At 47.6% G+C, this 21,676-nt stretch carries 14 protein-coding genes and 1 pseudogene; 8 read left to right on the forward strand and 7 right to left on the reverse strand.

The window, feature by feature from the left end; translation table 11 throughout:
* Nucleotides 1-267: 267 nt before the first annotated feature.
* The 3 genes from C3Z11_RS10655 to C3Z11_RS10665 all read right to left on the reverse strand — a co-directional run bounded on the left by C3Z11_RS10655 (nucleotide 268) and on the right by C3Z11_RS10665 (nucleotide 3,861).
* Nucleotides 268-1,275, reverse strand: coding sequence for a hypothetical protein (locus C3Z11_RS10655; protein WP_106477937.1), 1,008 nt, complete (start codon nucleotides 1,273-1,275; stop codon nucleotides 268-270).
* A gap of 426 nt (nucleotides 1,276-1,701) precedes the next feature.
* Nucleotides 1,702-2,445, reverse strand: a complete 744-nt coding sequence (locus C3Z11_RS10660) for a CPBP family intramembrane glutamic endopeptidase, BDIM_20840 family (protein WP_262927357.1) — start codon at nucleotides 2,443-2,445, stop codon at nucleotides 1,702-1,704.
* Between the two features lie 408 nt (nucleotides 2,446-2,853).
* Nucleotides 2,854-3,861: a tyrosine-type recombinase/integrase gene (locus C3Z11_RS10665; protein ID WP_262927358.1), complete on the reverse strand. Its 1,008-nt coding sequence runs from the start codon at nucleotides 3,859-3,861 to the stop codon at nucleotides 2,854-2,856.
* Nucleotides 3,862-5,445: 1,584 nt separating this feature from the next.
* Here C3Z11_RS10665 and C3Z11_RS10670 point away from each other — a divergent pair.
* From C3Z11_RS10670 to C3Z11_RS17095, 8 genes are all read left to right on the forward strand, one after another.
* Nucleotides 5,446-6,738 (forward strand): ATP-binding protein, encoded by a 1,293-nt coding sequence (locus C3Z11_RS10670; RefSeq protein WP_158701003.1) that lies wholly within the window; start codon nucleotides 5,446-5,448, stop codon nucleotides 6,736-6,738.
* The gene (locus C3Z11_RS10675; protein WP_106477939.1) at nucleotides 6,735-8,063 is read left to right on the forward strand and encodes an HD domain-containing phosphohydrolase; all 1,329 of its coding nucleotides are present in this window, start codon (nucleotides 6,735-6,737) and stop codon (nucleotides 8,061-8,063) included. The genes C3Z11_RS10670 and C3Z11_RS10675 overlap by 4 nt, the downstream gene beginning before the upstream one ends.
* Before the next feature lie 133 nt (nucleotides 8,064-8,196).
* Nucleotides 8,197-8,865, forward strand: coding sequence for a GTP-binding protein (locus tag C3Z11_RS10680; RefSeq protein WP_106477940.1), 669 nt, complete (start codon nucleotides 8,197-8,199; stop codon nucleotides 8,863-8,865).
* On the forward strand, nucleotides 8,858-9,985 hold the full coding sequence (locus C3Z11_RS10685; RefSeq protein WP_106477941.1) for a sensor histidine kinase: 1,128 nt from the start codon (nucleotides 8,858-8,860) through the stop codon (nucleotides 9,983-9,985). The genes C3Z11_RS10680 and C3Z11_RS10685 overlap by 8 nt, the downstream gene beginning before the upstream one ends.
* 9 nt (nucleotides 9,986-9,994) lie before the next feature.
* Nucleotides 9,995-12,241, forward strand: coding sequence for an ATPase, T2SS/T4P/T4SS family (locus C3Z11_RS10690; RefSeq protein ID WP_106477942.1), 2,247 nt, complete (start codon nucleotides 9,995-9,997; stop codon nucleotides 12,239-12,241).
* 300 nt (nucleotides 12,242-12,541) lie between these two features.
* Nucleotides 12,542-15,766 (forward strand): EAL domain-containing protein, encoded by a 3,225-nt coding sequence (locus C3Z11_RS10695; RefSeq protein ID WP_106477943.1) that lies wholly within the window; start codon nucleotides 12,542-12,544, stop codon nucleotides 15,764-15,766.
* Nucleotides 15,767-15,920: 154 nt separating this feature from the next.
* Nucleotides 15,921-16,181, forward strand: a complete 261-nt coding sequence (locus tag C3Z11_RS16850; protein ID WP_158701004.1) for a hypothetical protein — start codon at nucleotides 15,921-15,923, stop codon at nucleotides 16,179-16,181.
* An 82-nt stretch (nucleotides 16,182-16,263) separates the two neighbouring features.
* A complete protein-coding gene (locus C3Z11_RS17095; RefSeq protein WP_262927372.1) occupies nucleotides 16,264-16,398 on the forward strand; it encodes a hypothetical protein in 135 nt (44 codons plus the stop codon).
* Here C3Z11_RS17095 and C3Z11_RS17100 read toward each other — a convergent pair.
* The 4 genes and pseudogenes from C3Z11_RS17100 to C3Z11_RS10715 form a co-directional block, all read right to left on the reverse strand.
* A pseudogene (locus C3Z11_RS17100) lies at nucleotides 16,381-16,500 on the reverse strand (IS5/IS1182 family transposase); the annotation flags it as partial. The gene C3Z11_RS17095 and the pseudogene C3Z11_RS17100 overlap by 18 nt on opposite strands.
* Before the next feature lie 1,351 nt (nucleotides 16,501-17,851).
* Nucleotides 17,852-18,853, reverse strand: a complete 1,002-nt coding sequence (locus tag C3Z11_RS10705) for a hypothetical protein (RefSeq protein ID WP_106477944.1) — start codon at nucleotides 18,851-18,853, stop codon at nucleotides 17,852-17,854.
* A gap of 25 nt (nucleotides 18,854-18,878) precedes the next feature.
* On the reverse strand, nucleotides 18,879-19,232 hold the full coding sequence (locus tag C3Z11_RS10710) for a helix-turn-helix domain-containing protein (RefSeq protein ID WP_106477945.1): 354 nt from the start codon (nucleotides 19,230-19,232) through the stop codon (nucleotides 18,879-18,881).
* Nucleotides 19,233-19,818: 586 nt separating this feature from the next.
* Nucleotides 19,819-21,084, reverse strand: coding sequence for a PDDEXK-like family protein (locus tag C3Z11_RS10715; protein ID WP_106477946.1), 1,266 nt, complete (start codon nucleotides 21,082-21,084; stop codon nucleotides 19,819-19,821).
* Between the last annotated feature and the right edge of the window lie 592 nt (nucleotides 21,085-21,676).

A 21,676-nucleotide genomic window follows, 5' to 3' on the forward strand; every position in this document is an offset into this window, starting at 1 on the left:
TATCACACGTTGGCATTTGCACCGTAATCAAACTATACGCGCTGATCGTACCGTTACCCTAAACAGTGGATTTTGGGCCTCGATAGGTATCTCGCATGTAGCGTCGGCTTAGGTATCACTGTTCGTGCTTGAGGCTCGCCTCACTGGGGAAGTGCCGTACGTTGGACGAGCAAGCTGGCGATAAACCCTCAAGTGGATCGCTTATGAATTCAATCAACTTTGCTATCCTTCACCTGCATGGGTACTAGGCAAAGTTTTCCACTCCATTTAAACGGTAATGTTGATCTTTGGGCTCACTGAAACCGAGACGGCAGCAGATGCTCCTGATGCAGTGGAAAGTAGGCTCCCCAGCGCCGTATAAAGGGAATCCTCAGCGTTTCGTGATAAATTGCCATGCAGTTTATCCAGGTTCTTTTCGACATCGGCCAACGCCCCCTTGGCTTCCTTATCACCCTCAGCTAGTTTCGCCTTCAATGCGTTAATGACTTCTTTCATAAGTTTCTGCGCTTCTTCCAACAAGTATCGTAATGTAGCGTCATCATCAGTGGGTGCTGATATTGAATGCGTTTCAATAGGCTCGCTGGCAAGGAGGGGAGTACTGTCATTGCTAGCAGGCGCTGCTGCTCCGTTAAAGGTTGTTGGAGTCGAGGTATCGTCTTTGATAACCGCGGATCGCGTCGTTGAATCTATTTGCATGTCCGATACAGAGGCTACTGAGCCAGATTCCTGGGTTTTCAGCGCTGCAATTCCTATCTCAACCGTGCCCGATTGAACTTCAGTGTCCTTCTGGCCTTCAATCTTTGCCACACTAGCTACGTCTATTTCAAGGTCGGCGGTGCTTGGTAGGCTGTTACCGCTGCTACCCCCAAGGCTTTTGCTGGCAGTGACCAGATCCTTGGCAATACTCTTCAGCTCTTTAGCAATGGCGTTTGCCTGCTTGGGGGACGCAAAGAGAAGTAGCATCTTCAGCATCTCAAGCCGCTGGCGTTGAAGACCCACCTTATTCTCTTTCGTCTGCTTCGGCATGTCCTGGAGGCGTTGTAGGCCTTCTAATGCCTCATTCAAGCGCTTGGTCCGTAAGTCTTCCGAGCGGGAGGCTTCCTTATTCGATGCAAGTTCTTGGGCAAGCTCTGAGATCACCTGTTGGCTGCTAGCCAACATGTTAGAGGAGTCGTCTTTAGCAGCCGCATGTCCGCTTGAGGAGAAAGTCCTGGCGGCTTGTGAGGTGCTGCTGATTACTTGAAAGGCGGTGTAGGACGACAAACTGGTTATCATTGAAATTCCATCGTGTCGATGAGAGGAAGCCTCTTGCAGGGGCCATTTAGAAGTTATCGGCTAACATTTTCCATTGTTTAAGGGAGTCAATACCATTAGCGTAAATATAAAAATACAGTAGTAATTTACCATGTAAAACATAAAATATTAATTCTGTAATAAATGGCAGTACCGAGACACAACCTTAAAATCTGGCCACCAACGTTAAATTGAGATGCATAAATAATAGGCATCTAGCAACCGAGATTTGATCGAGATATGCGAAAAATCCTCTAAGTTTATGCGGAGAGAGATAGCACGAACTGTGTATGTTTATGATAGCAAATTACAATATGCCGCTGCCTGACAAGCGAGCCATATAAATTATTTCTTGAGGCTATACACCTTAGCTTTTTTCGGTAATATCAAGTTATTTTAGGAGGCCGATCATTCAAGAAAAGCAAGTATCACTCCTATAGTATTTATGAGATTGTGGAGGATAATGGGGAGTAGCAAACTTCCCGTATATAAGCGCAACCAGACAAGTATAAGGGCGATGCCGGTTATTATCGCCATAGTAGTAATATCAAAGAAAACCTTCCCTTCGGAGAAAGATAGGGCATGTACTAACCCAAACATCAGCGAGGACAGAGTTGCTCCCCATCCCCAAGCTACACCTAAAAATTGACGTCTAGCACAAAATGCACGACCAAGCATAACCAGCAATATCCCCCGATAGACAGGTTCTTCATCTATGCCGGGCATAAGGAGCTGGAAGGCTAAAGTTTCTGCATCAGCGCCCTCGAAACTGACTGGAGTTATTAAGTTAAAAATGAGGATAGCAAGCGTACTCGCTAAGATGACGAAAATGGCTGGCTTTAAGCTCCCCGGCTTCTGCTGAAGAGTCAAACCTACATGCTTCCATCCAAAGCGGGGCAAAGCGGCTACGATAAGCGTGAGTATTAAATTCAGCACCTTACCTTGCCAGTTCCATTGAGCACTAGGAATTAGAGTAGGAATGACGCCAAAGAACCCAGAAAGCATCGAGTCCGACGCTGTTAATAGCAGGACTGCTAGTACCAGCCAACGGAAAGAGAATAGGTCGCGCTGAAAGACGCCTATCAAAATTCCTATGGCTAGCAAGATTATTTGATTCGCAAACAATGAAACCACAAAGACCATCGAACTCATAAGGTTTCTCGCCAGATTAATTATTTTTATTCATCTCAGCTGATACGTTAAACGAGTTAATATAACGAAACAACTGGGTTTGTTTTTTGCTGGTTTGAGATACCTCCATTCTTTAGATTGAACACTTAAAAATAGTAGATACTGGATTAGAGACCAGCTCTTCTGGTTAGTTGTAAGCCTTATTTCAAGCAGCTGGTGACGCGTTTTGTCAGCAGCTTCAATGTGCCTTTTTCAAGTGTAATGTATGGGTCACATCACTCTAGCTCACGCTCTACTGGAGTGGAGCCACGAACCATTTTATGGAGGTTTCAATTGAGGATGGCTGAGCCCTGTAATGGACTTTGTTGCCGCACTAGCTTATAGCTAAGTAGCTATGATTGACCCAGCTTCACTAATCCGCTTATTTGTTTAAAACATCGCAAACTGATCGGTCGCCTGGCGCATGGCATCATCACCACGCTTGTCATATTGCTTCGTCGTTTCGACTGAAGCATGGCCCATCATCCGCTGTAGCGTCAGGATATCCACGCCGGCGTCCATCATCGTCGTAGCAAAAGTACGGCGTAGATCGTGTGGTGCTACTTCTTCGATACCTGCCGCCAAGCAACGTTCAGCAAGTACAAAATAAACCGCCTGATTGGAGAGTTTCGCTAGAGTTAGGGTGTCATGGCGACGAATTCGAGTGAAGAGGGGGCCTGGCTGTTCACCGCGCACCTCCATAACCCAGCGTCGTAGCGCTTTTACGGTGCCTTTAGGCATGTAAGCGCGACGTTCCTTGTTACCTTTGCCTCGAATGCGCAGTGAATCATTGCGCCAGTCAACATGATCGGGATAGTCGATTCTTACTACTTCATCGCGGCGTAGCCCGCAACCTAGAAGTACCTTAAGCATCGCTTCGTCGCGGATCGCCTTGCTGCCTGAGTCGGCGCGGCAAGCGGCAATCAAGCGGTCAATCTCATGGCGCTCAAGTGCTCGGCCTTTAGGTAGCCGGTAGCCCCGAACCCGTTTGACAGCTTTTATATCAAGGAAGTTATCGGTATCCATGAGCCGGAGACTGCGTGCTTCGAGTGCGACGCCTTTAACTCCAGCCAGATAGGTATTGATGGTATTAGGCGCAAGTCCATCCATCTGCAGTGCTTCAACCAAGGCCATCACATGCTGACGCGTTAGATCCTGCCAGGGGCAATCTTCGAGTCGGTCATAGCCCAGTTTCTTGGCCAGAATCGATAAATAAGACTTCATCGTGACCCGGCTCTGCGCCGAGCGTAGGCTCATCAGGTAAGCAAGCGCTGGATTACGTGCGCGATCCTGTGCTTGTTGAATAGTAGTGTTCGGAACCATCTGATTGCTGTCGACCAATCGATTGGCTGGCACCGCTAAATCATCATCGTTGCGGGGAATGTACGTTTCACTCATATCAAGCTTCCTTTAGCCAACCGACATGGCAAAAGCATGCCATACCCTTCTCTACTTATCAAAACGGCACTGAGGTATCCGAGTAAATTGATATTTATACCGTTATATTAATATAAATCAACATGTCTCATAGATTCCCTCTTAACTAGGGGAACTTTAAAAAGTCAAAGGAGAAAGATGTAAGTTATTGTATAACTAACTACATATGGGTAAAGCCGCAAGTCATACCTTTATGACAGCGCGAGTGACACCTTGATGCTAAAATGCAAATTAGGCCTCAATACAAGTTATTTATGAGGTCTATCTGTTGCAACCGATTAAATGATTAATGCATTAACATAAAGTAATGTGAGGTACGAGGCGATTTATTTTGTAGTTTCTCTCTAGCTAAGCACTTTTCATCATCAGATCAGTTGGAGAGGAGCCTCTTGGCTTAAAGGAATTTCCCCGAACGGGGGGCTATGTTTTTTTGCGAAACGTAATGACGTTACTGGCTGAAAAATTCTAAAAGCGCACCAGCCAGCATTTCCTGCGCTTCCTCAGCCATACCATATGATGCCCACAGTCGATACCATGGCCTACCAGGGTCGATGACCAGGAACGCCGTACCACACTCGCAATGTGACTTCAGATAGCTCAATCATCTCCAGTTGGAATCCTTCGAACATCGCGTTCTCCATTTAATAGCTGTTGGTATGCTAAAAGGCCATGATCTGTTCGGAAGAGGGGATAAAGATCAAGATACGAGAAGCCCCGGGAATGCGTTGCATGCTGGCGCCTTCCTGTGTCGCTCATATCTCCTGGAATGCTTGTAGGTAGTAGACGGCTCGAGTGCTATCGACATGAAGCGAACCTCATTCATTCGGGATGCAGGAGATTGATGACAGTAATATTCTCGAGCCCGCCTAGTACCGCACAGCTGGGTACCAGCAGTATCAGATTTGTTTATGCACTGCAGCCACGCACTTCCCATGACGATAATGTGTACTCTAGAAATGATTCCTTTGATGGCTTACACGCCAGTGAGTTATCTGATGGGCGCTGGCAGTAATCATGATCTTCAGGCGGTGCTGAAAAAGTCGCCACGCTTTAAAAGATGGGTGACTAGGTTTGAGCATCATGCACTGCCCGAACGGTGTGTTGGAATCAGGCTGGCGCGTACGGTGTACGTTCTGTCGGAATAGCATCGCTCGAAGGCCTTCCGGCCCTACACGATGAAAAAAGGGGCGAGAATCCCGGCTTGCTGCAGGCGGCTGGAAGCCTCTTGTCTGGTAAGGGAAATGTAGAATGCTGCCCGGCGTATGCATAATGCCGATGCCAGTCATCGAGATCGCTGACATTCGTTTCGTCATGAGTCGTTAAAAACAATTTGCGACATCCTCTCAAGATGTAGAGCGCGCTGGCCGAAAATACCTGAAGTCTAACGGTATGCGCTAGGTGGCAACTAAAACCATTACTTCTGTGTGCACCTCGGTCATTACTGTCATAACCCGCCATCGTTTATTCGTCTTCGAGTGATAGCCAAACGTGAGCACACAAGTATTGCCCCACATACAACTAACTGGGTCACCTTGGGAGTATTCCTTGGACAGCTTTCATATTTCTCTCGTAACCACGTTAGTCGAACGTATCGGTCTCGGTCTTATCATTTTCGACCAAAATTTACGAGTTCAGTACTGGAATGGTTTCATTACCCAATGTAGCGGTATGTTATTAGAACAGGCGCAAGGCCAGCCTCTTAACAGCATTTTTCCCGATGCTGATACAGCACATTTCCAACAAATGATTGAGCAGACTCGCAGCCAGAGTGGGCATATCTACATGCCTTGGAGTAATGCCCGACGTCTAATTCAACTACCCTTCGGCCTTCCTCCAGAGCAAGCCTCCTTGTTTCAAAGCTGGCTGCTGTTTCCTTTCTTCAATGAAGAAAACACGCCAAATTTTGCGTTGGTACTCTATAGCACTTCCGATAGAGTCAAATCCAACACGCTGCAATCACTAAAGGCTAGCGTTCAGGACAACAGTCGCACCGAACAAGAGGAGTTGATCGAGAAGCTGAAAAAGGCGAACGATCAGTTGCTTCAATCGGAGAAACTGGCTGCTATCGGACAGCTTGCCGCTGGAGTCGCTCATGAAATCAACAACCCCATCGGTTATGTCTCCTCTAACCTGAAGAGCCTGGTCAGTTATGTACAAGACCTGCTACACATTATCGATGCCGTGGACGATGCGGCGAATATCGAGGAGTTGCGCCAACTCAAGCGCAGCGTTGAGTACGAATATATCCGTAGCGATATAATGGCGTTGATCAATGAATCTGAAGATGGCCTCGACCGCGTTAAGAAGATCATCACCTCTCTCAAGGATTTCTCGCATATAGAAGAAGATGAGTTCCGCCTGGCTGACCTTCACCATGGCATCGATACCACGCTTAGTGTGGTTAAGAGTGAACTCAAATATAAGGCCGAGGTAACGAAGGAATACGGCGAGCTACCCGAAGTGGAGTGCATTCCCTCTCAGATCAATCAAGTAGTAATGAATCTGTTAGTGAACGCTGCTCACGCGATCGAACAGTTCGGTCGTATCACTCTGCGCACGGGACACGGCGATGGATGGGTATGGTTTGAGGTGGAGGACACAGGCACGGGAATAGCGCCGAATCTGCTTAACCGCATTTTCGAGCCTTTCTTTACGACCAAACCGGTAGGCAAAGGGACCGGCCTAGGCTTATCACTTTCGTACAGCATAATTCAGAAACATCACGGTCGTATTAAGGCTTTCAGCGAGATTGGCCAGGGAACACGCTTTCGAGTCTGGTTACCGATCAGGCAATCAGTAATGCCGGATAACATTCAAGATAATGAGATGCAGCCATGAGCGAGCAGTCCCCGATGGCATTAACCATGACGTTGTTATTGGTGGATGATGAGGAGAATATCCTTAATAGTCTGCGACGGGTGCTCAGGAATGAACCTTATACGGTGCTGACAGCGAGCAGTGGCGATCAGGCGCTAAGCCTGATGGAAGCGCAACATATCGACTTGGTAATATCTGATGCCCGTATGCCTAGCATGGATGGTGCTACGTTACTCGCCAAGATACAGCAGCGCTGGCCGGAGTGCCTGCGCATTTTGCTTACTGGTTATGCGGATATCAGCACGACCATTCGCGCAATCAATGATGGGCAAATCTACCGTTATCTCAGCAAACCTTGGGATGACGATGATCTTCGTCTAATTATTCGTCAGGCACTCGCTTACCAGTTCTCTGAGCAGGAGCGTCAGCGGCTGGAACGGCTCACGCTATCGCAGAATCTACAACTGCAGGAGCTGAATGCCGATCTTGAAAATCGTGTAAAGGCAAGGACGGCAGAGCTGCAGCAAGTTGCCGATATGCTTGATCTTGCCTATTCCGAGCTGAGGCGCAGCTATGCTACGGCCACTGAAGTATTCTCATCGCTGCTCAATCAACGTCTTCCTCCCGAACGCCAGACAAATAGTAGAGTCGTGGCGCTAGTCAAGGCTTTTGCCCAACGTCATCAGCTGAACGAAGCGCTAGGCCGAGACCTAGCCATGGCCGCTGCGCTTTATAATCTCGGCAAGCTGACTTGGAAAGACCATTTATTCAATAGTCCCGCAGATTTTCTTTATAAAGAAGAGCGTGAGCTATACCGGCGTTACCCGGAAGTCGGCGAAGGTTTATTGATGACACTTGAGCCTCTCCAGGAGGCAGCTACGCTGATACGCCATCATCAGGAGCGTTGGAACGGAAGCGGTTTTCCAGACCAGCTGAAAGAAAACGATATCCCTTATGGTGCGCGCCTGTTAAGGCTGGCCGTAGATTTCGTCGAGCTGCAACAGGGCATGGTGTTGGAGCGAAAGCTTGGTCACGATGAAGCACTGCAACTGATTCAGAAATATGCAGGAAAGCTCTACGATCCACAGCTGTGCGAGCAGTTTGTCAACTTATGCACCGAGTTGGCTCTCGATACTACGCTAACCGACGACACGGTCTTCATGCTGGACACCTCACACTTAAAGTCTGGCATGATTCTAGTGCGAGATTTACATGCCAAGAATGGCACGCTGCTTCTTAGTGTGGGCAAAGAATTGGATGCGCGGTTGATCGAAAAACTGATTAATTTCGAAGAAGCAGAGGGCGCCAAATACACTCTTTATGTACGTAAACCTCAGGCTAAATAAACCGAGTAATAAGAGGTTTGTACAATGAAGAAATTGGTTAAACAGCGAGAAAATATCCTTCTATTTGCAATTAGCATGGATAGGAAGGAAGGCGAAACGTTGGTAACTTTAGGGTCAGAAGAGCCCAAAAGACATGGCTAACTATTACGCAATTGAGAACAAGCTTGTCCTTAAAATCGTCTATTACGGGCCTGCATTGAGTGGTAAAACCACGAACTTGATGCAATTGCATACACTGCTCATGCCGCAACGCAAAGGCGAGCTTATGGTGCTGGAGACGCGAGATGACCGCACCTTGTTCTTCGACATGTTGCCCATTGGCCTGCGAAGCGAGAAGGGATTGGATTTACGTCTGAAATTATACACCGTACCTGGTCAAGTACAGCATGACAGCACCCGAAAAGCGGTACTGTCGCGTGCCGATGGAGTAATCTTTATCGCCGACTCCCAGCTCAGCCAACAGGATAACAACGCTATCGCTTTCGACAACTTGGCAAGCAATCTACAAAAGGTGGGATTAGATATTGAGAACTTGCCTTTAGTCGTCCAGTTCAACAAGCGTGATCTGCCGAGTGCGGTTGACGAAACCATATTGCAGACGCGATGGGCTACTACTCCGTGGGCTCCGATAACCTTGGCGAGCGCACTCAAGGGGCACGGTGTCGTGAAAAGCTTCCAGCAGCTGCTTAGCCGCCTCTATCCAGCCGTGGATAGTGAATTCTCTCTGGCAGCTAACCATGCCATTGGATTTCAGACGTTTGTCGATCGACTAAGTGCCGTTAACGAGGCGTCCGATGAGTAATTTAGAAGATGATTTCAAACTGGATGCTCTCCTGTCGCAGCAGCAGCAGACACGGCTATTGGAGCTACTAGGCACCCTAGGCGGGGCTAGCGTTGAACTGGCTGATAATGCCGAGGAGGCATCTAATCAGTTGGAATTTAATCTGGATACTCTCGGCTGGCTGCGTACGGAACTGCCGGCGATACAAAGTGAAGCTGCAGCGCGGCTGTTTGAGTTAATCCTATTCTATGCAGGAAAATATCGCCTAGCGGCCAATCTGCACCATGATGTTACTGAGGCCAGTTATATCGAACTGCAACAAAAACATGCTGCTCTGCTGGCATCAGAGGCGCGTTATAAAACGCTATCCGAGCAATTACAGCAACAGGTCGAAAAACAGGTCAAAGTCATTGAACAGACTCAGCATCAGCTCTACGAAAGTGCTCGACTACGAGCAGTCGGGCAACTTGCGGCAGGAGTTGCACATGAGATTAATACGCCGATAGGCTTTATCGGCAGTAACTTGCGCGTAGCTGATGACTATCTTGATGAGATCGAGGCCAGCCTATCTGATAATGTCGATCCAGCCTTACTGCTTGATGATTTTCGTGCGCTGCTTGGAGAATCAAAAAGTGGTGTGAAAAGAATCGCTAGCATTGTGGCGGACCTTAGGACATTCGCAAATATCGATCAGGCCGATTTCGCTACCTGTGATTTGAATGCTCTGCTGATGACTACTTGTCATCTTCTTCAAGCGGAACATAACCATACACTACCCATCGAGCTTCGCCTCGGTGAACTACCCAAGCTAGCTGGCTACCCGGCTAAACTATCCCAGGCGTTTTATAACATTCTCGATAATGCCGCCAAGGCCCTCAATGAGGGGGGGCGCATTCAAGTGGAAAGTCGACTGCATGATGGTGCATTGGAAGTTTATATCGAAGATAACGGATGTGGCATGTCCGAAGATATCCTGTTGCGTGTCTTCGAGCCGTTTTTCACCACGCGTAGCGTCGGTGCTGGTAGTGGTTTAGGACTGAGCGTAACGAGGGACATTCTGGTGGCCCACCAAGGTGAAGTCCGTTTGTATAGCCGCCTGGGGCAGGGTACTCGTGTGACTCTGCGTTTTCAGACAGGCTGAGGAATTACCTTGGATAAGCGCTATGCTTCTTTGTTTGTCGACACCGCCGCAGTTGAAGATAATTCAATTCTTGCAGCACCGACAATGCCCTATCGGCTGCTACTGGTGGACGATGATCCGGGCATCTTGGCTGCGCTGCGGCGAGTATTTCAGCGTGAGAACTACCAGCTGTTGTTCGCTCATAGTGCTGAAGAGGCATTGACATTACTGGAAAACGCACCGGTTGAGTTGGTTGTTAGCGACTTCATGATGTCTGGCATGAATGGCAGTGAGTTCCTGCGTCGTGTGCGGGAGCAATGGCCCGAAACGCTACGTATTATGCTTACCGGCTACGCCAGTACCGAAGCGGTAATGGGCTCGATGAAGGACGGTGCAGTCTATCGCTTCAATCTCAAACCATGGGATGACGATGATTTACGCTTGACCGTTGCCCTGGCGCTGGAACAGTACGAGTTGAGGCGGCGCAATCGTATCCTGACACAGGAGAGCAGCGAACGCACTATTGACCTGACACCTCTGCACGATTTGGATGTCGGCAAACGAAGCCAGTTGGCTATGCTGCTATACAGAAAGGGTCTACTTAACGCACGACAGATTCAGCAGCTTTACAAAGAAATGCGGGCCCATAAGATGCCGGTCATGCATCATTTGCTCCAGCATGATTGGGTCGATCTACAATCGGTATATGCACTGCTTCGCGATGAACGTATGTGCGAAGAGATTGATTTGCGTGAAGTTCAGATCGACCCAGTATTGTTAACGATCATTCCCCAGGCAGTGTGTGTGCGACAATGGGTAATACCACTACGCGTAGTGGGGCAGCGCCTTGATCTAGCTATGACCGACCCTCTGGATATAGGTCTGATAGAAGTGCTGGGCGTTATGTCCGGTTATGATATCCGTCCTCTGCTGTGTGACGTTGGTCAGATGCAGACCAAGCTGGCTGAAACTCTTGGTCAGCCAAGCCATCAGTTCGAAGAACTTACTGCAACAACTGGCAATAACGACCCCTACGAAAGCATCGAGATCATCCTCGATGAAAATAATCATGCAGAAAGCCTGGAGCAGTTGCTCAGCAACTCGGCAGCTCCTCCAGCTATCCGCTTGGTCAATGCCATTATTCTTGAGGCTCTACGCCTCGGCGCCAGCGCTATCCATATTCATCCACGCACAAAGAAAGTGACGGTGCGTTATCGTCTCGATGGTGTGTTACAGGACAAGATCCAGATTCCTACAAGCCTGCTGGGGTCAGTTGTATCACGAATCAAAGTGATGGCTGAGCTCGATATTGTTGAACAACGTCAGCCGCAAGAAGGACAAATTACAGTAAAGACGCCGATGCGCATTGTCGATCTGCGTATCACTACGCTGCCCACCGTCCATGGTGAGAAGATCGTCATTCATGTGCTAGATCGCCAAGCCACCATGCGCTCGTTAGAGGAGTTGAGCCTGTCGTTACATAACGTACAACGTCTACTTCATGCAAATAAACAACCTCAGGGAATCATCCTCGCTGCGGGACCCGCCGATAGTGGCAAGATCACCATGCTCTACACTCTGATGCAACATGAGGCATCAATAGAAAAGGACTATGTAGTTATCGATGATCAGGTAAGTTTCCATGCCGATCTTGCCGGTCAGGTGCCGGTGCAAGAACGAAATGGACCGGGACTTGCCAGTATTTTTCAAGCTACTCTGCGTCAGGATCCGGATGTGATCCTTCTCAGAGAAATCCGGGACGCAAAGGTAGCCGAAGCAGCGTTTCATGCTGCTTCTTCTGGTCGGATGGTGCTCTCTACTTTGCCTGCTCAATCAATGGCTGCGGCCTTTGCTCGCCTGATTGACTTAGGAATTAAGCCCTATGGGTTGGCCTCTACTCTACAAGCAATTATTGTCCTACGTTTGGCTAGGCGGCTTTGTCTGCATTGCCGTGAGGAAGTTACCCCTTCCATTGAACAGGTGAAGCTTCTCGGACCGAATTTTCTCGATCCAAAGATAAGCATCTATCGTGGGCGAGGCTGTCATCATTGTCATCAGGGATACAAGGGACGAATAGGGCTTCAGGAAGTACTGCTCATGGATGACATGCTGCGGAATGCTATTACTCAGAACTCTAGTCCTTGGCAACTAGAAGAACTGGCTAGGAAAAGAGGTATGATCACAATGCTTGATGATGCGCGAGACAAGCTGCATCAGGGAATGACCTCTATCGAGGAGATTCTACGTTTGCTTGGCCCGCAGGTTCTGGGAGATTAAGCAAGAACACCTGTCATATTATCTATAAGCCATATTTTAATATTCTAGTTATTGTCCTGCTGGGGATGGGGAATAGCGCTAGGATATCAACACGCCATTGATCGATGGTCCCGAGGCTTTGATGGGAATCAAAGCTGATGGACATCCTCCTGCAAGAACGAAATTCCCCAAAATTATAACCCTTGGGGTAAATTCCTTCATTACCAAGCCAGTTAGTTTTAATGATCTTCTTAAAGTTATTAAGACGCTGGGGCGATATTGGTTGGAAATCGTTGAACTGTCCACAGTGGCGCCAAGAAGATGACTATTTCCGATTGTTTCCTGAACATCCTGCTGATCGAGGATGATGAAGATGATTTCATCATCATCCGAGATCTGCTTCGTCAAGCTGAAAACTTGTCCTGCGAGCTGGCTTGGGTCAACACTTATGAGCGAGGTCTGGCAGCTGTCGTCAGCCAAAACTATGATCTGATATTGATCGATTATCGACTCGGCGCGGAGTCGGGGCTTGACCTTATACATCATGCCATATGTATGAATATTCGTACTCCCATGATCCTGCTCGCCGGCCAGGACGAGGACAAGCTAGATGTCAAGGCTCTCGAACTAGGCGCTTCAGACTACTTGGTTAAAGGAAAATTCGATAGCTCTTTGCTGGCTCGTAGTATTCGATACGCGAATGGCCGTACCCAATCAATCAATGCTTTGGCTGAAAGCGAGCAACGCTATCGCCTGCTATTCAAAGCCAATCCCGAGCCGATGTATATTCATCACAAGGAGACGCTGGCTATTCTGGCGGTTAATCAGGCGGCATTAAGACTGCTTGGTTATTCTTTGTGTGAGTTCATGCAAATGACCATTCCAGATGTTATTTCTCCTAGTGAGATGCAGCATTTTCATGCGCATTATGAAACGGTAGATCAGCCTATTGCGACATCAAAGCTTGGAATATGGGCCTTGAGGCATAAGGATGGACGAGACATAAACGTGGAACTCACTGCCCATGATTATCACTTTAATGATCAGCCATCACGTCTAGTTTTGGCGAGCGACGTAACCGAGATATACCAATCCCGTGTTGACTTATTACGTAAGGAGAAAGCCTTTCATCAGCTTCTGGAGGATAATCGGGATGCACTGCTGGTATTAGATGCAGAAGGCCGGGTTCGTTATGCCAATCCAGCAGCCACGCTGTTGTTTCGCTCTTCTCTCGAGATGTTGATGCAGAGACGCTTCGAGATGCCTTGCTTGGATGAGAACCTTTTCGAGTGGGTTATCTCTACTGAAGAAGGTGAGATCGCTGTTGAAATACAGTGTTCAGTAACCGAGTGGGGCGAAGAAGCCATGCAGCTTCTGTCCTTGCGTGATATTCGTGAGCGCAAGGCAGCTGAGAAACAGTTACGCCTGTTACAGCGTAGTATTGAGGCAAGTTATAACGGCGTAGCGATTGCCGATGCGCTGGCTCCCGAGATGCCTCTCATTTATGTCAATCCCGCTTTTGAGCGGATTACTGGCTATGGAGCAGAAGAAGCACTCGGAAAAAATAGTCGCTTTCTTCAGAATGGTGACTGTCAGCAGCCCGGGGTCGAGGAAATCCGATCAAGTTTGCAGGAGCAGCGTGAGGTCCATACTGTTCTGCGCAATTTCCGTAAGGATGGCTCGCCGTTCTGGAATGAACTTTATATTACGCCAGTTCGCAATGAGAGTGGCATAGTCTCCCATTATATTAGCGTGCAAAATGATATTTCCGAACAAAAGCGCTTCGAATCAGAGCTGGCTTACAATGCCAGCCATGATGTTCTGACAGGGCTTCCGAATCGCTCCTTGCTTGAAGACCGCCTGGAACAGAGTTGTCAATTAATAAGACGCCATAACTGCAACCTGGCGGTCGTGCTTTTCGATATTGATGGTTTTAAACCAATCAATGATTCCATGGGTCATGCCGCGGGAGATCAGGTTCTTATTGAAGTCGCCTGGCGCTTAAGCCAGCAGATTCATCCCGGCGATACCGTTGCCCGCATGGGCAGTGATGAGTTCGTCGTACTGTTGCCTGATCTGGCGCGCGAAGAAGATGTCTTATTTATAGTCGAGCGGCTGATGGCGGATATCGCGCGCCCTTATAATGTGGACGGGATAGAATTACGTATTACTGCTAGTGCTGGCATCACCGTGAGCGATGGTAAGGATCAAGACCCCATGCATTTGATCCAGCAAGCCGACCTGGCGATGTACAAAGCCAAGAAGCAAGGACGTAATAATTACCAGTGGTATACTAAGGAATTAAATCAGAAGGTTAGTGGAAGCTTCACCTTACGCAACGAGCTACAAAAGGCCATTGAAGCTGAGGACTTCGAGCTTTATTATCAACCTCAGGTCGATACGCGTGGGCAGCGTTTAGTTGGCATGGAAGCTCTGTTGCGCTGGAATCATGTTGAAAGAGGCGTCATCTCACCCGCGGATTTTATTCCACTGGCAGAAGCTACTGGGCAGATATTTTCTCTCAGTTACTGGATGCTGGAAACGGCCTGCAAGCACATCAAGGCTATTAATAGTCAAAGGGTGATCTGCAGCTCAGTCGGCGTCAAAATTTCTGCGCTGCAATTTCAACGGACTAACTTCGTTGAGAGCGTGAAGAGTATTCTCGATAAAACTCAGCTTGATGCTAATTTTCTGGAGCTGGAACTCACGGAAACTATCCTGTTAGATAATGCTGAGCGTGCTATTCAGACGCTGCACAAGTTGAAAGACCTCGGTGTGCATATCACTATTGACGACTTCGGCACCGGGTTTTCCAGTTTAAATTATCTTAAACGTCTACCTATCGACAGGATCAAGATTGATCGTTCCTTTGTTAAAGAGATTATTAGTGATCAGCACGATGCGGCTATCACTTTGGGTATCATTTCCATGGCGCACCATTTAAATCTTCAAGTGATCGCTGAGGGAGTTGAGACGGAACCACAGTTTGCTTTTCTCCAGAAGAATCATTGCGATATATTCCAGGGCTACTACTTTAGTGAACCCATGCCGTTCGAGGAGCTCAAGGTTTTTCTGCACGAACGCCAGAAAACCCCGGCTTTCAAGACATTGCGCCACGATACAGAAGAGCCCAGCCAAACTATCCTCTTGCTCGACGATGAAGAAAATATCCTTCGTGCTCTGGCACGCGTGCTACGCCGCGAAGGCTACCGGATTCTTACCGCTAGCAGCGCTCAGGAAGCCTTCGAACTACTAGCCAAGAATGATGTACAGGTAATCCTTTCTGACCAGCGCATGCCAGAGATGAATGGCACGGTCTTCTTCAGTCGGGTCAAGGATCTCTATCCCAATACCATCCGGATTATACTCTCCGGATATACAGATCTGAAATCGGTGACTGATGCCATTAACCAAGGGTCGATTTACAAATTCCTCACCAAACCTTGGGATGACGAGCAACTTCGCGCCAATATTAGACAGGCCTTTCAGCATTTCAACATGGCCAAGGAAAAAGGAGAGCTGCCACAGATGATGGGCCAATCATGAATGAGCGTAGTGCATCGGCAGCCTTTCGGTCTTATGCTAAGCAAACCCCATCCATCGGAGTGAGCTCGGTAAAGAGTTCACTCCGATCGCCAGCTGCGCTAGAAGCCTGATAGGCTATCATAGCGTTCCATGTCCATACATACTGCCTCTCTGCGTGAATAACAGGGCAACCGTTGCGCTCTCCTTCGAACCGGTCAATTACAGTAGCTTCAGCTTCGAGCGTGTCACGCCCACTCAGTTGCCTGGTTTCCGATTGCCAGAGGGTGAATACGGTCTGGTCTATTCATCGAATAGCAAATCACCGGACAGTCACTACTTCATTGAGACCAATCTTGATCTCTCCTCGGTAAACCGACTGATGGGCTCGGACTACATACAGCTGACTACACCAGTGATGGTGTTTCCAAGCTGCTGAGCGACGGCCGCTACAAGTCACGATTGATATGTGATGCAGTGCAGGCGCAGACCGGCAGCCACTTCCTCGACAACGTTACCTTATGAACAACGCCGTCGCGGCTCAGAACGAGCTGAATATCACTGTCAGCGTGGCGCTTACTCCCTCACAGACGGCCGCCCTAACGCACGATATCGTCTGGCTGGAAAAGCAAGAAATCGATGAAATACGGCACTGAGTAGAATACCTCGTATAAATTCATTGTGCGTGGGCACGCCAGCGGTCGGATATGTTCGAACTGCTCGCGACTGATGTCGCTGGGACAGGTCTTCCTTTTCATCCGCCCAAGATCATTTAAATAGGAAATTTTGAACAGGCTTTTAGAGGTTATATCAACTCTTAGTTTAACCAATCATGCTACTGAACGAACATGGCCGTATAACCGGCTATGTGTGGTCGCCATTTTCGTCGGCGCATTGATATCTAATTTTAAATTTTTGTGAAGGAATACGTTACTTGAGCAGGAAAATTAAAAACTAGAGCAGCGAGTATATGGTTGAATTCTACCCATCTCATTGATAAAAAAAGCTTTTCACCTAAAATAATTAAAAATGAGTGGCGTTTCTTCGTGTGGTTTTCTCTCGGTCTTAGCCTTATAAAAGCTTTATCTGCGTTAGGCTTGTAGATGTTCTTATCATTTTACTCTCTACTTTTCAAAAGAAACATTTTAATAAGTAGAGAAAGCGGGAGGGGGGGGCGTCACCTCTTTTTTGGAATGACCTATAGCCAACGTCGATTCAGTGGAACCCACTATGTAGTAGCGCACTTAATTTTGCTTTTCCTAGCAAAATCCTTTTTGTTTACAAATACTTATACTCATTTTACCGATTTACTAAGCGTCCCAATTTTAAAAAAATGCTGGTCTGCTGGGTATGGGGTATGGCCTCATAAAATTTTAAAAATCAGTCTAGCTTCTGAAGCACCCAGCCCCAGTGTCTACTGTCGTATCCCGCAGCACTGGTAGGATGCGAATATCACGACAGATGCTTGAGTCATTTTCCCGTTCCTCATAAAGACCTGTGCTGGCAGGTGTGCTTCGGTGATATCGAGACCGGACCGCATGGTCGGCAATACATTTCACTTCGAAGATTGTGACGTACCTCTATGAGGTGACGGAACAGACACTGCGGTAAGAGATGCGAAGAAGACGGATATATTGAGAGTCAGCGCTCAGGCCCGGCAGGATGCAAAAAATATTTCTGAGATTCTAAACATAGCATTATCAGGCCGGCGCCCATCGAGATCATTAGAAACGCTTTCGTCCCATGGAAGTGATACTTTCTCCTTTTGCTCTGGCCTTGAAAACCGGTAAGGGGCTATAGAGCTGCCAAGGTTCGAGTCTTATTCCTCCGCCACTTCTACATCAAAAATCCTCTATGTATGGAGCTTTTATTTTTTGTACCTTTCCTAATCTATAACTTTATGCCGAGTTAATTTTTCTATTTTTTGATTGATCTAGACTCAAAATAGTTCTTAAAACGAAAATTAATATTTGTTTTATTAATACTGTAGCTTAAGGATTTATTTTCCATGAATGAAATTTGATAATTATCAACTTCGCTAATATTACCTTAGAGAAGGGCAAGCTATTTCTGTACATTTCATGACCTTTAACTTTGAATAAATCAAATCTAAAACTCTCCATCACTCACTCGAGTTTGGTTTCCAAGTTGTGTAATGTGATTAATTTGAATGCTTTTATCAGGCTTGTCTGTTTTTTTTCTAAACTCAGCGAAACTCTTCAGTCGGCTTAGAATAGTACCGCCGGGCAAAGCTAGCTTACCCTCATCATAGTAATCAAACCAAGGGAGGCCTGCCTGTTGATACTGTTCTGGCTTAATAGGCTTTCTTGGTAATGGCTCGCCTGTGACAGTCTTCCAGTCTTGGCTATTGATAAGATGAATAAAACAACGGGCATAGTGGCTATCATCCCAGGCTTCGATCCCTCGCTTATCCTTATAAAGAGATTGATGGATCTTGCCGCCCAATCCTAATCCCATAGGTTCTGGACTAGAGCGGCGTGCAAATGCAGGAATGTCTAAATAGTCGAAATCATCTCTTTTCCGTAATCGGGTCTGCTTTGCCCGCTGCGCCTGTTCGATTTCATAAAGCTCTGCTTTTAAAGGATAAACAATAAGCTGTAAGCCGCCAAACTCACTTTCTCCAGTTACTTGCTCTTCAGCACTTTGGCCATCACCCAACCGTGAGGCTACGAATTGTCTTACCTGTTCTTCAGCAGTACTAAACCCATCAATCCACGGTTGGCTTGGTATTACCACATAGTCCTGTTGAGTATCGCTAAGTTCGTTTTGCCAAAACGTACCTGTGACAGCATTAATCTTGCCAGCGGCAATCTTAATTGCCATTGGATATTCACTATTAAAGTTGATCCACATTGCCTCTGCCTGATACATCGGCAAAAGCACGCCGCCACGGCGCGCCCAAGAATCAGGAATGCGGTCTGTATAATCTTCTATATGACGTAGGTCGAAGCGGTCCATGCCGGCCGGTAAAGGATACTCTCGGTTATCATCGGGAATGCGTAGTGTTCTCTGGAAACTGATAGTGGCATTGGCACTTGGGTGAACATGAGGGAAGCGGACCTTAAGAAAATTGTGTTCTAGCGTGAACATACGGTTTCCTTATTTAGAGTAAGAGTTACCAATCACCATCAGTGATTTCGCGGACCACTCTGAGCAGAGCGTGATCGGGAGCATCCTTGAGTTGTCTTAATAGCTGAGCAAATAGCTGCGGACGCTTGCAGATAATTGCTTGTAGATCGGTAGATATTTTGCCGGCCATCGCCAGCAGTAGATCCGCGTCGAGTTCTAAATCTCTAGCTAATTTCTTGAGAGTCTGCTCGCCTGGTGGTGGCATTTCTTCACGCTCAATTTTACTTAAATAAGCAGGCTCAATACCGACTCGAGCAGCTACTTGACGCAATGAATAACGTCTGTCCTGCTGCTTGAGGGTTTCACGGTGTGTACGTAGATAAGGGCCAATTCCATTCATTTGTGTAGTATATAGTACACATAAAACACTAAGCTAGTAATTGTTGAAGTTTAGTGGAAATGCATTTCTGAATAAGCTCAAACCCGCAGAATTTATATCCCTACACAGCCACTCTGTTAGTCCGTAATATCCTGATTAATGCTCAATGATGAGCTTTGGTCGAGGCTAAAAAAATTCAGCTTTAACAAGCCACCTCTACAGGCCTGATCTGTGAATGATGGCAGAAGGTCATCCTCTACCGGATGCGCATAGGCTACTCTTGGCGAGACATGCCGCGCATCGTCGGCATTAGAACTCAGTTTATAAACGCTTCAATAACTGGTCGGCAGCAGGCAAGCTACTTAGGATATTCAACGTCCTGAGCGAAGGATCTGTTGTTGAATGGACGTTCATTAACGGGACATATGTTAATGACATTAGTACAGTGCCTGTGCCGCCAGCCATCAAACTGAAGCCATTGAAAGGAATTGGGCCGGCTATACGAGCAAGACTCATTTAGCTCCACAACCTGCTCGATGATGTCGAGCACGAGTATTGACGGTGCTGGATGCCCTAGTCATCTGTTATGAGCCAGTTATTCAGGAGCTCACTCTTCCTGCCTCCGATGTCCCCACGAACTAGTCATCTCTATTGCTTTCGAAGCTAGCTCAGCCTGATGCGACACCATATCCGTAATTAATGCCCGACGTAACTCTTCGTCCAGCAGACTAACCGCTGCACTATTGAAAGCATCGAAATTGATAGCTTTCTCGCTATCGCCGTTAGCAGGATTGTAATAATAACAGACCAGCCAATCTGCATGACTATCAGCCGCAGCATTTCCTCTCCCGATTTCCTTTCGGAACAATTCCCTCAAGTCAGGAGAAGGGATAATAGCGCCTGACTCGTTTTCTACTCTAAGACCGTAGTGAACAGCGTTGTACAAATTGACATATAGACAAACATTCTTGTCTCCTAGCCTACAAATCGGCATTTTAATCCCGACATGCTTATTGTTTTTATTTTTGGAATAGTAGTCCCTGGAGATTGAAGCGATGCTCTTACCCCCGTAGACGCTCGGCATGGTCCCAAGCTTGCTCTCAAGCGCTTCACTTAACTCTTTCCAAAATAGCTCTTGTATAGAGGCCTTGGCCTTGGGGAGTGACTCTTCCACCAGCAGAGCATCCTTGAATTTCTCTATATCAGTGTTCAGCCCGCCTGCAATCAAATCGCTCACACCCCCTCCTTCCCCTGTTAAGTTATTAATAGTTTGCTGGTATTGCTGGATGGCGTGCGCCAGAATAGGCTTATGTTGGCTCGCCTCGATACAATCCTGTAGCCAGCCTGATACGTGATAGGCAAACGACAGACAGACCACTTTGTCCTTACTTAGTCCATTTAGGCTTATGGATGAGGGGCTTTTCCCATCTAAGGTAAGATACGCCAAAGTAACGCTCTTCCTACCATCAGCTCGCCGCAGCAACTCTTGATAATAATCATAGAGTTGGGCGTTTTGGTCGGTCGCATCAATCTTCAGTTCGATCCCGACAATATCGTGCGCTGACTCGATGACTATGTCGACTCGCCTTTTTTCTTCCGTCGGAAGCTCGCGTTTAATCCTATAATGGCCTTTTATTTCTTGCTGTATATCAAGCACGCCGTCAAGAAAAAGGTCAAGGAATGCAGTGCCCTCACCATGGCGCCCTTGGGGATTCAATAGTTCATGTAAAAACCGAGAGTGCGTTCCTGCTTCGTTTCTATGCACTTTGAGGATAGAGAAGATATTGAAAATTTCTCCGTTGAGGTTTGCCTTCTCTCGAGCTTGGCTAACCAACTTCATGAGTTTATTGTTCATGACCAACGTATCAAGCATCAAGCGCTCTCTTAGCCTAGGCTCGCTGAAAAGATAGTGTGAATAGAGGGATCCACCTCTCTTATCGGCATCTACCAGCGACTTTTTACCTATGCTTTCTCGATAACACTCAGCCGTAGGCGCTTACGGCTACTGCAAAAGACATCGATATTGCCTGCCCAAAGCAGGCCGGTTTGCTACAAGGAAGTCTTGTACTATTGGAGCCCTTTGCTACCTCTCGGCAGCCAAAACGCGAGGAGGCTGTGATTCGTTAGCCTGGTGTGCCAGCACTTCCATGCCAAGCGGTAACTGGAAGCCATCTATAAGGGCATCAGCAGCTGCCGCGCAAGGAGATATGAATGGCAAAGACGCACTTTTTTTTACTGGCAGGACCCGGCCACTGTGCCCTGCCTCAGCTGCAATGGCAGCGGTGAATAGCAACGCACGTTCTCTTATGGTTTTGTGCTCCCTGGTGATGGCACGGGGCTAGTCGTGAAGCCGGCGAGCTGCTCGATATGATGATACACCGCCACGCGATCAGCAAAGAGAGCGATTACAGCGCTTATAGAATACGCCCGGAGTGCATGCAAGAAGCGGTGGCTGAGCATCAAAC

Origin of the sequence: Phytohalomonas tamaricis (genome assembly GCF_003012345.1) — a bacterium.
GTDB classification, from domain to species: domain Bacteria; phylum Pseudomonadota; class Gammaproteobacteria; order Pseudomonadales; family Halomonadaceae; genus Phytohalomonas; species Phytohalomonas tamaricis.

Bases quoted from the DNA above. Each gene is read 5' to 3' on its own strand.
- C3Z11_RS10705 (WP_106477944.1), bottom strand. From the start codon at position 18,853: ATGTTCACGCTAGAACACAATTTTCTTAAGGTCCGCTTCCCTCATGTT.
- C3Z11_RS10655 (WP_106477937.1), bottom strand. From the start codon at position 1,275: ATGATAACCAGTTTGTCGTCCTACACCGCCTTTCAAGTAATCAGCAGC.
- C3Z11_RS10710 (WP_106477945.1), bottom strand. From the start codon at position 19,232: ATGAATGGAATTGGCCCTTATCTACGTACACACCGTGAAACCCTCAAG.
- C3Z11_RS10680 (WP_106477940.1), top strand. From the start codon at position 8,197: ATGGCTAACTATTACGCAATTGAGAACAAGCTTGTCCTTAAAATCGTC.
- C3Z11_RS10695 (WP_106477943.1), top strand. From the start codon at position 12,542: ATGACTATTTCCGATTGTTTCCTGAACATCCTGCTGATCGAGGATGAT.
- C3Z11_RS10715 (WP_106477946.1), bottom strand. From the start codon at position 21,084: ATGCTTGATACGTTGGTCATGAACAATAAACTCATGAAGTTGGTTAGC.
- C3Z11_RS10675 (WP_106477939.1), top strand. From the start codon at position 6,735: ATGAGCGAGCAGTCCCCGATGGCATTAACCATGACGTTGTTATTGGTG.
- C3Z11_RS10665 (WP_262927358.1), bottom strand. From the start codon at position 3,861: ATGAGTGAAACGTACATTCCCCGCAACGATGATGATTTAGCGGTGCCA.
- C3Z11_RS10685 (WP_106477941.1), top strand. From the start codon at position 8,858: ATGAGTAATTTAGAAGATGATTTCAAACTGGATGCTCTCCTGTCGCAG.
- C3Z11_RS10660 (WP_262927357.1), bottom strand. From the start codon at position 2,445: ATGAGTTCGATGGTCTTTGTGGTTTCATTGTTTGCGAATCAAATAATC.
- C3Z11_RS17095 (WP_262927372.1), top strand. From the start codon at position 16,264: ATGAACAACGCCGTCGCGGCTCAGAACGAGCTGAATATCACTGTCAGC.